Below are 14581 nucleotides of genomic sequence, written 5' to 3' on the forward strand. Positions count from 1 at the left end.
GTTCACCGGACCGAGCTCCCGTCCTTGTGCAGTTGCATCTGCGGCCGCCCGGTCACCAGCAGCCAGGCGGGCAGGGAGGCGATGCAGAGCAGGGCGATGATCGACGGCGAGGCCACCAGGACGGCTGCCGTGAACAGGCTCACCCAGCCCTGGCGGGTGATCGCGAGAAGTGTGCCCAGAACCCCCGCAGCCAGTCCCAGCGACGGCTCGACCGCCGGCACCAGCGCGTGGGCGCACAGACCGAACGCGGCGCCGATGAAGACGGCGGGGAAGATCCGGCCGCCGCGGAATCCGCAGGACGCCGCGACGACGAGGGCGGCCAGCTTCACCACGGCCATCAGGGCGAACCGGCCCGCCGACCAGCCGTCCGGGTCATGGGCGATCTCGGCGACCTGGTCCAGGCCCTTGAACAACGTCAGCGGCCCGCCCAGGCAGCCCAGCAGGCCGAGGACGAGCCCGCCGACAGGGAGGGCCGCCATGGGATGGCGCAGAAGGCCGAAGGCCTTGTGGACGTAGGGGAAGGCGTAGACCCCGGCCATGCCGAGGACCGCCGCGGCGGAGGCGACCACCAGCGCGGACAGCACATCGGCCCAGCCCGGGCTCCCGAGCGGGGGCAGATCCAGGTCGAAACTCGCGTGTCCCAGCAGTGCCGTGGTGATCGAGCCCACCGAGGCGGCCGTCAGCGGCGCGAAGAGGTTGTCCCACAGCAGCCCCCTCATCTGCCGCCCGGCGAGCGCCTCGGAGATGACCAGCGCCGCCGCGACGGGCGTACCGAACAGGGCGCCGATCGTCCCCGCCTCGGCCAGGGTCACCCACAGCACGCCGGGCGCCGCGGGCGCGAACCGGCGGCCCGCCCAGAACGCCAGCGCGACGTTGGTGGCGATGATCGGGTTCTCGGGGCCGAGGCTCGGGCCGCCCGCCAGCATCAGCGCGGTCGCCACCAGCAGCCCGGGCAGGATGAAAGGGGCCATCGGCTCCGCCTGGAGGCCCAGCGTGGCCGGGTCGGGGCCCGCGTGACCCGGCGCCTTCCACACCACCAGACCGACCAGCACACCGGTGACGGTGAGCATGACGATCATCCAGAGCGAGGAGTATCCGCCGATGCCGAGCGCGTCCGGCAGGTCGGTCCACAACACGTCCTTGAGCTGGTCGGCGAGCTTGCTCACCCCGACGTAGAGAAGGCTCGAGACCCCGCCGACGACCACGGCGGGGAGGAACAGCGGCAGCAGCGTCCGTGCGGGCGTCGCCCGGGCGGGGGCCGGTCCCGGGGGAGCCGCTTCGTGGGTCACGGGCTCACCCTAAACGCGCGAATCGGACATAACATCCCGAGCGGCGTCACCGGCCCGGCCGGGCCCGGCACTTCGGGCTTGCACCTCACGTCACGTCAGGGCCCATCGTGAAGGGCGTACCGAGGAAGGAGCGGAAGTGGGCTACTCAGTGGGCCAGGTCGCCGGATTCGCCGGAGTCACGGTGCGCACGCTGCATCACTACGACGAGATCGGTCTGCTCGCGCCGGGCGAACGCAGTCACGCGGGCCACCGGCGCTACAGCGACGCCGATCTCGACCGGCTGCAGCAGATCCTGTTCTACCGGGAGCTCGGCTTCCCGCTCGACGAGGTCGCCGCCCTGCTCGACGACCCGGATGCGGACCCGCGCGCGCATCTGCGCCGCCAGCACGAGCTGCTGACCGCCCGGATCGAGACACTGCAGAAGATGGCCGCGGCCGTGGAGCACGCCATGGAGGCACGCACGATGGGCATCAATCTCACGCCCGAGGAGAAGTTCGAGGTCTTCGGCGACAAGGACCCCGAGGAGCACGCGGAGGAGGCCGAACGCCGCTGGGGCGGCACGGAGACGTACGCCGAGTCGCAGCGCCGCACCGCCCGCTACACCAAGCACGACTGGAAGCGCGTGCAGGCCGAGGTGGCCTCCTGGGGCGAGCGGTACGACGCCCTGATGACGGACGGGGAGCGGCCGGACGGCGCGCGGGCCATGGACATGGCCGAGGAACACCGGCAGCACATCACCAAGTGGTTCTACACCTGCACGTACGAGATCCACCGGGGACTCGGTGAGATGTACGTCGTGGACGAACGGTTCAAGGCGTTCTACGACTCCATGCGGCCGGGGCTGGCCGAACACCTGAGGGACGCGATCACGGCGAACGCCGCCCGGCATCCCGGGGAAGCCTGATCGGTAAGGGGCGTCCGCCACTGCGGGCGCCCCTTACCGGTGCAAGCCTTCACCGATGCACGCCCTTACCGGCGCGTGACCCTTACCGACGCCGGGCGTCGCGGGCCGTGTCTACTCCTTCACCAGGACCACGGCCGTGCCGTAGGCGCAGACCTCCGTGCCCACGTCCGCCGCCTCGGAGACGTCGAAGCGGAACATGAGCACGCCGTTGGCACCACGCGCGTGTGCCTGTTCGACGAGCCGCTCCATGGCCTGGTTGCGGGTCTCCACCAGTGTCTTGGTGAGTCCCTTGAGCTCACCGCCGATCATCGACTTCAGGCCCGCGCCGATCTGGCTGCCCAGATGGCGTGAGCGGACCGTGAGGCCGAAGACCTCGCCGATGACCTGCTCGACGCGATGGCCGGGAACGTCGTTCGTCGTCACGACCAGGACGTCCGCGTGGGGACGCTGGCCGCCGCCGTATTCATCGATGCCCATGGTCCACAGCTTTGTCCCAGTCGTCGCACAGTGCATCCTGGAGTCACGGGTGGAACCTGGCGTTGACACATTGCGTTGATAGCTTTGGCCGGCCGTACAGGACCGCCGTAACTCCCTTCACCCCTCAGGAGCCCGGACCCGTGATGACGCTTGCCCTCGGTCCCAGCTGGCTGGATCCGAACACGCTCCTGGACAATTTCGGCATCTGGGGCCTGCTGCTGGTGGTCTTCGCCGAGTCCGGCCTGCTCATCGGCTTCTTCCTGCCGGGTGACTCGCTGCTGTTCACCTGCGGTCTGCTGATCGCCACGGGCGCCATGGACTTCCCGCTGTGGGCGGCGGTCCCGCTGATCTGTCTCGCCGCGATCCTCGGCGACCAGGCGGGCTACCTCTTCGGCAAGAAGGTCGGTCCCTCGCTGTTCACCCGCCCGGACTCCCGCCTGTTCAAGCAGGAGAACGTGGTGAAGGCCAACGAGTTCTTCGAGAAGTACGGTCCCAAGTCCCTGGTGCTCGCCCGCTTCGTGCCCGTCGTGCGCACGTTCACGCCGATCATCGCGGGCGTCAGCAGCATGCGGTACCGCCCGTTCCTCACCTTCAACGTCATCGGCGGCGTCCTGTGGGGCGCGGGCGTGACGCTGCTCGGCTCCTGGCTCGGCAAGATCGAGTTCGTCAACAAGCACATCGAGCTGATCCTGATCCTGGTCGTGTTCGTCTCGGTGATCCCGATCCTCGTCGAGTTCCTGCGGGCCCGTTCCCAGGCCAAGAAGAACCCGTCGCGGCACGCCGAGGAGTCGCAGGACCTCCAGGACCTCCAGGACTTCCAGGAGCCCTTCCCGGACCCGTCCGAGGCCGCCCGCACCCGCCCCGCCGCGCCCGTCATGGACGACGCGACCAGGCCGCTGCGCGTGCCGCCGGTCCACGAGGGCCAGGACTCGTCGTACGGCGGCCGGAACCAGGCCCGTCCGTACGGCAACCAGGGCCAGGACCAGTCGTACGGCCATCAGGGCCAGGACCAGTCGTACGGCCATCAGGGCCAGGACCAGTCGTACGGTCATCAGGGCCAGGGCCCGTCCCACGGCAACCAGGGCCAAGGCCAGTCGTACGGAAACCAGGGCCAGGGTCAGCCCTACGGGAACCCGGGGCAGGGCTACGGCCGACAGGGTGACCCGTACCCGGCTCAGCAGCAGTACCAGCAGCCCCAGCACCCGCAGCCGTCCCAGCACCAGCCCCGGCAGCCCCAGCAGCAGTACCAGCCCCAGCAGCCCCAGCCCCAGCCCCAGCAGCCGTACGGCTCGGACCAGGGCTACGGCTACGACCAGCAGCAGTACGACCAGGGCTACCAGCAGGGCTACGACCAGGGCCAGGCGCACCCGCAGCAGCACCCCCAGGGCCACCCCCGCCCTCGGTACGACGCCGACCAGTACCCGTACGGCCAGGGCCCCGCGCAGAACTGAGGCACCCGCCCGGTCCTCCCCGGACCGGGCCGCCGGGACCCGTCCTCAGAACCCGCGCGTCCGCTTGGCGGCCCGCCGCCCGCCGGCGGAGCCGCCCGGCAGACGCAGGAACAGCCGCGAGATCTCCGAACCCAGGTTCACGCCGATCGCGATGGCCATGGCGAGGGCCGCGGCCTTGGTGAGTGACACCAGTCCCTTGTCGACGTTGTTCTGCGCGATCGACAGCAGTCCGAAGTAGGTCGCCGAGCCGGGCAGCAGGGGCCCGATCGCGGCCGTCGTGTAGGGCAGCGCGGAAGCGAACCGGTAGCGCGAGAGCAACTGCCCGAAGAGGCCCACCAGGCCCGCGGCGACGGCCGTGGAGGCCACCGGCGATATCCCGCCCGCGTAGTGCATCGCCCCGTACACCGACCAGGCCACGCCTCCGTTGAGGGTCACCGCGAGGACGGTGGAACGTTCCTGCTGGAGCAGGATCGCGAAGGTGAGCGACAGCAGCATCGACGCGGCGATCTGGAGCAGCGGCCGCTCCGAGATGTTCAGCGCCGCGTCCGGGTTGAGCTGCGCGCCCAGCTTCACGCCGAAATAGAGCACCACCAGGACGCCGACGACGATGCCCACGAAGAAGTACATGACTTCGAGCAGTCGCGCGGACGCGGTGATGTAGAAGCCGGTCAGTCCGTCCTGCACCCCGGCGACGAGTGCCCGTCCCGGCAGCAGGGCGAAGAGCCCACCGGTGATCACGGCGGACGCTTTCACGTCGACGTGCGCCACCGTCAGCGCCACCCCTATCGCGGCGGGCGGCATCGCGGCAGCCGTGAACTGGTAGAACTCCGGCAGCCCGCGTCCCGCGCACAGCCAGGCCAGCCGGTCGCCGAGCATCGCGCCGAGCGCGGCGGCGACGAACACGATCGCGTCACCGCCGACGAGCACCGAGGCCGCGCCGGCCAGCAGCCCTCCGGAGGCCGTCAGGACCCAGCCGGGGTACGGGTGCCGGTTGCGCCGCATCTCCGCGAGCCGCCTGTAGGCCTCCTCCAGCGGGATCGCGGTCTCCGGGTCGCTGAGGTCGTCGACGAGCCGGTAGACGGCCGCGAGGCGCGTGTAGTCGGTGCCCCGGCGGCGTACCGTCCGTGACGCGGTCACCGGGTCGTCCACCAGGGACGGCTGGTGCGAGATCGACAGCAGGGTGAAGGTGACGGTGGGTTCGCAGCGGTCGAGGCCGTAGGAGCGGCACACGGCGAACATCGCCGTCTCCACGTCCTCGGCGCCCTCGCCGCCCGCGAGGAGCAGTTCGCCGATGCGCAGGGTCAGGTCGAGGACGCGCGGGACGGCGGGCCCCGCCTCGTCCCCCTTGTGCACGGGCTCGGGCGCGGGCCGCTCGGTCACCGGCATGCGCAGCATCGTGCGCATGCGGTCCTGCCACGGCGCGTCCTTGGTCAGGCTGACCACGGGGATCCCGGTCGCCGGTGTAAAGGCGGGAGGCGCGGTCCGGGCGGTATAGGTGCGCGGTGTGCTGAACGCCGAGCCCTCCTGGTCCGGCCCGGTGGAATGCGGCGCGTCGAGCCCCCTGGGGAGCGCGAACTCCGAGGTCGTCGAGGATTCGTCGTCGGCCGCCGCCGGTCCCGGCGGCGCCACACCCGTGGGCGGGCTGAAAGCACTCCTCGCCTCGTCCGAGTGCGGCTTGCGGTCTTCCGCTTCCGGGTCCGCCACCAACTCCAGCCTCGCCTTTCCCGTCTGTGTGGTTGTCCTTCCTGCCCTCCGTACGCCTCAGTATGCGTACGGACACACGAACGGGCCGCGTGACCCCCTGGGAGTCACGCGGCCCGTTCGGAAGAGTGGGGAGGTCGGCGACCGCCCGCAGGGGGTCAGTGACCGCCCTGGTCCTTGAGGCGCTTGTAGGACCGCTCGATCTCGGCCTCGGCGTCCGCGCGGCCGACCCAGTCGGCGCCCTCGACGGACTTGCCCGGCTCCAGGTCCTTGTAGACCTCGAAGAAGTGCTGGATCTCCAGGCGGTCGAACTCCGACACGTGGTGGATGTCACGCAGGTGCTCCACGCGCGGGTCGTGCGCCGGGACGCACAGCAGCTTGTCGTCGCCGCCGGCCTCGTCCGTCATACGGAACATGCCGATCGCGCGGCACTGGATGAGGCAGCCCGGGAAGGTCGGCTCGTCCAGGATGACCAGCGCGTCCAGCGGGTCGCCGTCCTCGCCGAGGGTGTTCTCGACGAAGCCGTAGTCGGCCGGGTAGCTGGTCGAGGTGAAGAGTCGACGGTCCAGACGGATCCGACCGGTCTCGTGGTCCACCTCGTACTTGTTCCGTGAACCCTTCGGAATCTCGATCGTGACGTCGAACTCCACCGGTGGCTCCTCCATGATCAACACATAGTTCTGGTGATTAAGTGTCCCTCACGCAGGTGGGTGATCGCGAAAGGGGCTGGTGGTCGTGCCAGAGCTGAGGGCTTGGCGGGCCGCGAGACCGCATGTGGTGCGGGTCGCGCGGATGGTGGGACCGCGTGTGGCGCGGCTCACCCAAGCCGTGCGGCCGCGTGCCGGGCGACTGACGACACCGCAGCTCACAGCCGTTGCCGCGACCGCCGGCCTGGCACTCGCGGCCGGGGCGGTGACCGTGGCCGGTCCCTGGGACTCCACCGGTCAGCGTACGGCCGAGCGGGACTGGGCCGCATCGCGGACGCCCGAGGGTGGCACACATCACGCACGTACGTCCGGTACGCACCGAACGTCCCCCCGGCCCGCTCCCAGCGCCGCCTCCGTCCTCGCCGGGCTCGGCGGCCAGGTGGGCACCGGGCCCTCGCCCACCGGGAAGGCACTCGCGGACGTCCTCGACCCGCTGCTGGCCAACCCCGTCCTCGGCTCGGTGCGTACCGCCGTCGTGATCGACGTGGCGACCGGCGAGCGGCTCTACGGCAAGGGCGCCGAGCAGGTCCAGACGCCGGCCTCGACCACGAAGATCGCGACCGCCGTCGCCGCCCTGACGGCGCTGGGGCCCGACCACCGCATCGAGACGCGTACGGTCCTGGAGCCCGACACCAAGGAGGTCGTGCTCGTCGGCGGCGGCGACCCCACGCTGACCGCCCGCAAGCCCGCGGACGGCTGGGCCGACCTGGGCACCCTCGCCGAGAAGACGGCCACCGCCCTGAAGGCCCGTCACATGGGCCACGTGACGCTCTCCTACGACACCTCGCTGTACTCCGGCCCCGCCCTTCACTCCATCGGAGTCAACGACAACATCGCCACGGTCACCCCGCTGATGGCGGACGAGGGCCGCCTGAACCGCTCGACCAGCGGGCCTGCCGGGCGTGCCCCGGACCCGGCCGCGGACGCCGCGCGGAAGTTCGCCGACCTGCTGCACGACCACGGCGTCACCGCGACCGCGCCCGGTCCTTCGAAGGCGACGAGCCGCTCCCAGGCCCTCGCCTCCGTCTCCTCGCCGCCGCTGTCCGCCCTGGTCGAGCGGATGCTGACCAACAGTGACAACGACATCGCCGAGGCCCTGGCCCGCCAGGTCGCCCTCGCGTCCGGCGAGGAGGCGAGCTTCGACGGCGACGCGAAGGCGATCCGCGCCCAGCTCAAGAAACTCGGACTCCCGCTGGCCGGGGCGCAGTTCGCGGACGGCAGCGGCCTGAACCGCGCCGACCGGATCTCCGCCGACCTGCTCGCCGCCCTGCTGGCCGAGGCCGGCGACACGGCCCACCCCGAGCTCCGTCCGGTCCTCACCGGTCTGCCCGTCGCCGGCTTCACCGGCACCCTCAGCACCCGGTACACCGACGCCCCCACCGCCACCGGGGTCGTCCGCGCGAAGACGGGCACGCTGACCGGGGTCAACACCCTCGCCGGCACCGTCGTCGACACGGACGGCCGCCTGCTGGCCTTCGCCTTCCTGACCTCCGACGCCGCCAGTCCCCCGAACACCCTGGAAGCCCGGGCCGCGTTGGACCACGCGGCGACGGCACTGGTGGCGTGCGGCTGCCGGTAGCACCGACCGCACCGGGATCCGGCCGACCGCACCGGGGACCCGGCCCCTTCGGGTCCCCGGAGGCAGGGAACCCGACCCCTCCCGGCCCGAGGGAACCAGGAGCACCATCGGCCCCTCGGCCGGGACACGGACGGCGCCGGACCCTCACCGCAGCCGGACCCGCTCACGTACGGTTGACGCATGACGAGCATCGGTGGTGCTGCATCTACTGGGATGGTCGACTGGAATCTCGCGGTGGCGACCGCGACACGGCTCGTACGGCCGGGCCCGGAGGTGAGCCGCGACGAGGCCAGGGCCATCGTCGCCGAGCTGCGCCGACACGCGAAAGCCTCGGAGGAACACGTCCGGGGCTTCACCCGCATGGGTGACGACGTCCTTCACGACACCCCCGTCCTCGTCGTCGACCGCCCCGGCTGGGTCCGGGCGAACGTCGCCGGGTTCCGGGAGATCCTCAAACCCCTGCTGGACAAGATGCAGGAGCGGCGCGGGAGCAGTCCGGGGGGAGCCGTCCTCGGCGCCGTCGGCGGCAAGGTCACCGGCGTCGAACTGGGCATGCTGCTGTCCTTCCTGTCGTCGAGGGTCCTCGGGCAGTACGAGACGTTCGCGCCCGCGACCCGCGACCTGCCCGCGGGAGCCCCCGGCGCTTCCGGCAGCGGCGGTGGCAGGCTCCTCCTGGTCGCCCCGAACATCGTGCACGTGGAGCGCGAACTCGACGTCCAGCCCCACGACTTCCGCCTGTGGGTGTGCCTCCACGAGGAGACGCACCGCACGCAGTTCTCGGCCGTGCCCTGGCTGCGCGACCACCTGGAGGGCGAAATCCAGTCGTTCTTGGCGGAGACCGAGGTCGACCCCATGACCGTCCTGGAGCGCATCAGGGAGGCCGCCCAGTCGCTCTCCGGCTCCCGCCCCGACACCGAGGAGGACGACGGCGGGCGTTCCCTCGTGGAAATCGTGCAGACACCCGCCCAGCGCGAGATCCTCGGCCGGCTGACCGCCGTGATGTCCCTCCTGGAGGGACACGCCGACTTCGTGATGGACGGAGTCGGACCCGCCGTGGTCCCCTCCGTCGCCGAGATCCGCGAGAAGTTCCAGCAGCGCCGCGCCAAGGGCGCCTCCCGCCTCGACATGGCCCTGCGCAAACTGCTGGGCCTGGACGCCAAGCTCAGGCAGTACAGGGACGGCGAGAGGTTCGTGAGGGCCGTCGTCGAGGAGGTCGGCATGGACGGGTTCAACCGTGTGTGGACCTCTCCGAACACGCTCCCGACCAAGGCGGAGATCGCCAAACCGGCGGACTGGGTCGCGCGGGTGCACCGCAAGGCGGAGTCGTGAACCCTACGGGACGGTCGTGAAACGAATCCGGCCGATGGCAGGCAAACGCTCCTGCTATCACCCGTCCGAGGGACCGTGGAGCATGGGTAGGCGTGCAATGCTCGGGGAACGCCCCGGTTCTGTCACCATCTACACACTCTGAGTGACAGATCCCCGGGGCTAACCCCCCGAAAACTTCATGAAGGGAACCGGACATGGGTCCCCATCCTGCGGTCGCGGCGATACGCCTGGCGGTCCGCCGCGTACTCCACGACATCCTGACCGAGCAACCGCCCGCCCACGACACCCGGCGCACGCCCGTACGCGGTGCCGCGCGCCCCTGCGCGCCCGACGCGGAACGCGTCCCCGCCCCCGGGAAGCGGCGCAGCGTCGCCGCGCCCGCGCGCGCCGCGCACGACCAGGCCCACGCGAGCTCCCGGCCCCGGCCGGGCGAGGGCGTCCCCCCGGCGCCGCTCGTGCTCGTCGCCTGCTCCGGCGGCGCCGACTCCATGGCGCTCGCCTCCGCCCTCGCCTTCGAAGCCCCCAAACTCGGCATCCGCGCCGGTGGCATCACCGTCGACCACGGTCTGCAGCCCGGCTCCGAGGTGCGCGCCGACGAAGTCGTGCTGCGCCTCACCGAGCTCGGGCTCTCCCCGGCCGAGTCGATCGCCGTCACCGTCGGCCGCGACGGAGGCCCCGAGGCCGCCGCACGCGACGCCCGGTACGCCGCCCTGGACTCCGCCGCCGATCGCCACGGCGCCACCGCGATCCTCCTCGGCCACACCCGTGACGACCAGGCGGAGACGGTCCTGCTCGGCCTCGCCCGCGGATCCGGCATCCGCTCCCTCTCCGGAATGGCCGCGGTCTCGGGGGCCGACGGCCGTTACCGCCGTCCCTTCCTGCACCTGGACCGGCAGACCGCCCGCAAGGCGTGCATGGTCCAGTCGCTGCCCGTCTGGGACGACCCGCACAACGCCGATCCGGCCTACACCCGCTCCCGGCTCCGCCACGAGGGTCTGCCCGCCCTCGAGAAGGCCCTCGGCAAAGGAGTCGTCGAGGCTCTCGCCCGTACGGCCCAGCTCTCCCGGGACGACGCCGACGCGCTCGACGCGTGGGCCAGTCAGGCGGAGGCGTCCGTACGGGACGCGGCCGGCCTCCTGGAGTGCGCCAAGCTCTACGCCCTGCCGCCCGCCGTACGCCGCCGGATCCTGCGCCGCGCGGCCATCGAGGCGGGCGCTCCGGCCGGTTCGCTGTTCGCCCGGCACATCGAGGAGATCGACCGGCTGATCACCGGATGGCGCGGTCAGGGGGCCATCAATCTCCCGGGCAAAGTCGTCGCCCAGCGCCAGGGTGGCAGACTGGTGATTCGGCAAGGCTGAAACCGGACCCCGCACCGGGGCCGCTCACGCGGTTCCCCGGGACCCCTCGACTCGGGGCGCGGGCGGTCCGAACGGCCGCGCGGGCGTGCCGAAGGGGACCGTCGCCGGTTACATGGCGCCCTGTAGGTGACGAGCCCAAAAAAGTGGGACGGACGACCGAAAGTGATGCGGGTGGACGCGAAAGACATGGGCACCGACCTCAAGTCGGTGCTCATCACCAAGGAAGAGATCGACGCGAAGCTGGCTGAGCTGGCCGCGAAGATCGACGCGGAGTACGCGGGCAAGGACCTGCTGATCGTCGGAGTGCTCAAGGGTGCCGTGATGGTCATGGCGGACCTCGCGCGTGCGCTGTCCACCCCCGTCACCATGGACTGGATGGCCGTGTCGTCGTACGGCGCCGGCACCCAGTCCTCCGGCGTGGTGCGGATCCTCAAGGACCTGGACACCGACATCAAGGGCAAGCACGTCCTGATCGTCGAGGACATCATCGACTCCGGGCTGACCCTGTCCTGGCTGATCTCCAACCTCGGCTCGCGCGAGCCCGCCTCGCTCAAGGTGTGCACGCTGCTGCGCAAGCCGGACGCGGCCAAGGTCGCGATCGACGTCGAGTGGGTCGGCTTCGACATCCCGAACGAGTTCGTCATCGGCTACGGCCTGGACTATGCCGAGAAGTACCGCAACCTCCCGTTCGTCGGTACGCTCGCGCCTCACGTCTACGGCGGCTGAGCGTCCTCTTCCTGAGGGCGGCTCAGTCCTTGTAGGACGATCGGGAACCCCAGCGGGTTTCCCGCCGTTGGAGCATGCGTGGACGGGATTGCCGGCAGTCCCCTGCGGCTTCGGGTGACAATGCTGGGGTACCGTCCGAAGAACAGTCTTTATCAAACTCACTATGGCAGGAGGGACGGGGCGACTCCGCTCCGTATGGATGGACGTGAAGCGATACTTCCGTGGGCCGGTCATGTGGATCGTGCTGGCCGTCCTTGCCGTGGTCGTGTTGATGCAGGTCGTCGGTTCGTCCGGCGGCTACAAGACGGTGGACACCGGCCAGGTCGTCCAGGCGATCAATGACAACAAGGTCGAGTCAGCCAAGATCACCACCGGCGACGAGCAGGTCATCAAGGTCTCGCTGAAGGACGGCGAGAAGGTTGACGGCAGCTCGAAGATCCAGGCGAGCTACATCGGCGACCAGGGCGTGGCCCTGGCCAACACCCTGCAGGACAAGTACCAGAACAAGCAGATCCCCGACGGCTACACGGTCTCGCCGACCAAGCAGAACGCCTTCGTCGGGATCCTGCTCTCCCTGCTCCCCTTCGTCCTCATCGTCGTCGTCTTCCTGTTCCTGATGAACCAGATGCAGGGCGGCGGCTCCCGGGTCATGAACTTCGGGAAGTCCAAGGCGAAGCTCATCACCAAGGACACCCCGAAGACGACGTTCTCGGACGTTGCGGGCTCGGACGAGGCCGTCGAGGAGCTCCAGGAGATCAAGGAGTTCCTCCAGGAGCCGGCGAAGTTCCAGGCCGTCGGCGCGAAGATCCCCAAGGGCGTCCTGCTCTACGGGCCTCCCGGTACGGGCAAGACGCTCCTCGCACGCGCCGTCGCGGGCGAAGCGGGCGTTCCCTTCTACTCGATCTCGGGTTCCGACTTCGTCGAGATGTTCGTCGGTGTCGGTGCCTCCCGAGTCCGTGACCTGTTCGAGCAGGCCAAGGCGAACGCTCCGGCGATCGTCTTCGTCGACGAGATCGACGCGGTCGGCCGTCATCGCGGCGCCGGCCTCGGCGGTGGGCACGACGAGCGTGAGCAGACCCTCAACCAGCTCCTCGTCGAGATGGACGGCTTCGACGTGAAGGGCGGCGTCATCCTGATCGCCGCCACGAACCGGCCCGACATCCTCGACCCGGCCCTCCTGCGCCCCGGCCGCTTCGACCGCCAGATCGCGGTCGACCGCCCGGACATGCAGGGCCGTCTGGAGATCCTCAAGGTTCACCAGAAGGGCAAGCCGGTCGCTCCGGACGTCGACCTGTCCGCGGTGGCCCGCCGGACCCCCGGCTTCACCGGTGCCGACCTGGCGAACGTGCTGAACGAAGCCGCGCTGCTCACCGCGCGCAGCAACCAGAAGCTGATCGACAACGGCATGCTGGACGAGGCGATCGACCGCGTGGTCGCGGGCCCGCAGAAGCGGACCCGGATCATGTCGGACAAGGAGAAGAAGATCACCGCGTATCACGAGGGCGGACACGCCCTGGTCGCGGCGGCTTCCCCGAACTCCGACCCGGTCCACAAGATCACGATCCTGTCGCGCGGCCGTGCCCTCGGCTACACGATGGTCCTGCCGGACGAGGACAGGTACTCCACCACGCGCAACGAGATGCTGGACCAGCTCGCGTACATGCTGGGCGGCCGCGCCGCGGAGGAGCTCGTCTTCCACGACCCGACCACCGGTGCCGCGAACGACATCGAGAAGGCCACGGCCACCGCTCGTTCGATGGTCACGCAGTACGGCATGACCGAGCGTCTCGGCGCGATCAAGTTCGGCGGCGACAACACCGAGCCCTTCCTGGGCCGGGAGATGTCGCACCCGCGCGACTACTCGGAAGAGGTTGCCGCGCTCGTCGACGAAGAGGTCAAGAAGCTCATCGAGAACGCGCACAACGAGGCCTGGGAGATCCTGGTCGAGAACCGTGACGTGCTCGATCAGCTCGTGCTCCAGTTGCTGGAGAAGGAGACGCTGAGCAAGGAGCAGATCGCCGAGGTCTTCGCTCCCATCGTCAAGCGCCCGGCCCGCCCCGCGTGGACCGGCTCCTCCCGTCGTACCCCGTCCACCCGCCCGCCGGTGCTCTCCCCCAAGGAGCTGTCACTGACGAACGGGGCGAACGGCTCGACGGCGGCCATCGCCACCGCGACGGAGTCCGTCCCGGTCACGGAGACGGCCCCGGAGGACCGCACCGAAAGCTGAGCACGCTCGGCTCCGGGCGGCCTCACCAGGCCCGGAATGGATGCCGCGCCCCCCAGGTTCTAGCCTGGGGGGCGCGGCATTTTCGTGTGCCCGCACCTTTTGGACGCGTCGAGGCACGCGCAGGCTCCACAGGAACGAGGACCAGATGACCGACCCCGTGACGCTGGACGGCGAGGGCGAGATCGGCGAGTTCGACGAGAAGCGCGCCGAGAACGCCGTGCGAGAGCTCCTGATCGCGGTCGGCGAGGACCCGGACCGAGAGGGTCTGCGGGAGACACCGGCGCGGGTCGCGCGGGCGTACAAGGAGATATTCGCGGGTCTGGTCCAGCGACCCGAGGACGTGCTGACGACGACGTTCGACCTGGGCCACGACGAGATGGTCCTGGTGAAGGACATCGAGGTGTTCAGCACGTGTGAACATCATCTTGTCCCGTTCAGGGGGGTCGCGCACGTCGGCTACATCCCGTCCACGAGCGGCAAGATCACCGGCCTGTCGAAGCTGGCCCGTCTCGTCGACGTCTACGCCCGGCGCCCCCAGGTCCAGGAGCGGCTGACGACGCAGATCGCCGACTCCCTGATGGAGATCCTGGAGCCGCGCGGTGTGATCGTGGTCGTCGAGTGCGAGCACATGTGCATGTCCATGCGGGGCATCCGCAAGCCCGGCGCGAAGACCATCACCTCGGCGGTGCGCGGACAGCTCCGGGACGCCGCGACCCGCAACGAGGCGATGAGCCTCATCATGGCCCGCTAGACCCCGCTGGACCCCGCTAGACCCCGCTGGACCCCGCTGGACCCCGCTGGACCCCGCGGCCCGGTGCCGGGCCGCGGCGCCG

General features: G+C 70.3%; 12 protein-coding genes. 8 read left to right on the forward strand and 4 right to left on the reverse strand.

Annotated features, from left to right (window positions below; genetic code table 11):
* Positions 1-2: 2 nt before the first annotated feature.
* A complete protein-coding gene (locus tag ACWEBX_RS14890) occupies positions 3-1289 on the reverse strand; it encodes an ion channel protein (RefSeq protein ID WP_451885256.1) in 1287 nt (428 codons plus the stop codon).
* 136 nt (positions 1290-1425) lie between these two features.
* On the opposite strand from ACWEBX_RS14890, the gene ACWEBX_RS14895 reads away from it, so the two are divergent.
* Positions 1426-2193 carry a MerR family transcriptional regulator gene (locus ACWEBX_RS14895; RefSeq protein ID WP_451885257.1) on the forward strand — a complete coding sequence of 256 codons (768 nt, stop codon included), beginning with the start codon at positions 1426-1428 and terminating at the stop codon, positions 2191-2193.
* 111 nt (positions 2194-2304) lie between these two features.
* Here the strand turns inward: ACWEBX_RS14895 and ACWEBX_RS14900 are convergent, their stop codons facing one another.
* Positions 2305-2670, reverse strand: coding sequence for a YbjQ family protein (locus ACWEBX_RS14900; protein ID WP_451885258.1), 366 nt, complete (start codon positions 2668-2670; stop codon positions 2305-2307).
* A gap of 140 nt (positions 2671-2810) precedes the next feature.
* On the opposite strand from ACWEBX_RS14900, the gene ACWEBX_RS14905 reads away from it, so the two are divergent.
* The gene (locus ACWEBX_RS14905) at positions 2811-4121 is read left to right on the forward strand and encodes a DedA family protein (RefSeq protein ID WP_451885259.1); all 1311 of its coding nucleotides are present in this window, start codon (positions 2811-2813) and stop codon (positions 4119-4121) included.
* Between the two features lie 45 nt (positions 4122-4166).
* Here the strand turns inward: ACWEBX_RS14905 and ACWEBX_RS14910 are convergent, their stop codons facing one another.
* Both ACWEBX_RS14910 and ACWEBX_RS14915 read right to left on the reverse strand, forming a co-directional pair.
* Entirely contained in the window at positions 4167-5825 is a 1659-nt protein-coding gene (locus tag ACWEBX_RS14910) for a threonine/serine ThrE exporter family protein (protein ID WP_451885260.1), read from the reverse strand.
* A gap of 155 nt (positions 5826-5980) precedes the next feature.
* Positions 5981-6472, reverse strand: a complete 492-nt coding sequence (locus ACWEBX_RS14915) for an inorganic diphosphatase (RefSeq protein ID WP_328449784.1) — start codon at positions 6470-6472, stop codon at positions 5981-5983.
* A 79-nt stretch (positions 6473-6551) separates the two neighbouring features.
* Between ACWEBX_RS14915 and dacB the strand changes: the two genes are divergently transcribed.
* The 6 genes from dacB (at position 6552) to folE (ending at position 14499) form a co-directional block, all read left to right on the forward strand.
* A complete protein-coding gene (dacB, locus tag ACWEBX_RS14920; RefSeq protein ID WP_451885261.1) occupies positions 6552-8108 on the forward strand; it encodes a D-alanyl-D-alanine carboxypeptidase/D-alanyl-D-alanine endopeptidase in 1557 nt (518 codons plus the stop codon).
* Between the two features lie 180 nt (positions 8109-8288).
* A complete protein-coding gene (locus ACWEBX_RS14925; RefSeq protein WP_451885262.1) occupies positions 8289-9437 on the forward strand; it encodes a zinc-dependent metalloprotease in 1149 nt (382 codons plus the stop codon).
* Between the two features lie 194 nt (positions 9438-9631).
* The gene (gene tilS / locus ACWEBX_RS14930) at positions 9632-10795 is read left to right on the forward strand and encodes a tRNA lysidine(34) synthetase TilS (protein ID WP_451885263.1); all 1164 of its coding nucleotides are present in this window, start codon (positions 9632-9634) and stop codon (positions 10793-10795) included.
* Positions 10796-10960: 165 nt separating this feature from the next.
* Complete coding sequence (gene hpt, locus ACWEBX_RS14935) at positions 10961-11521, forward strand: hypoxanthine phosphoribosyltransferase (RefSeq protein WP_037625953.1); 561 nt, start codon at positions 10961-10963, stop codon at positions 11519-11521.
* Positions 11522-11720: 199 nt separating this feature from the next.
* Positions 11721-13748 (forward strand): ATP-dependent zinc metalloprotease FtsH, encoded by a 2028-nt coding sequence (gene ftsH, locus ACWEBX_RS14940; RefSeq protein ID WP_451885264.1) that lies wholly within the window; start codon positions 11721-11723, stop codon positions 13746-13748.
* A gap of 145 nt (positions 13749-13893) precedes the next feature.
* The gene (folE, locus tag ACWEBX_RS14945; protein ID WP_389837653.1) at positions 13894-14499 is read left to right on the forward strand and encodes a GTP cyclohydrolase I FolE; all 606 of its coding nucleotides are present in this window, start codon (positions 13894-13896) and stop codon (positions 14497-14499) included.
* Positions 14500-14581 lie beyond the last annotated feature (82 nt).

Source organism: Streptomyces sp. NPDC005070 (assembly GCF_053600395.1).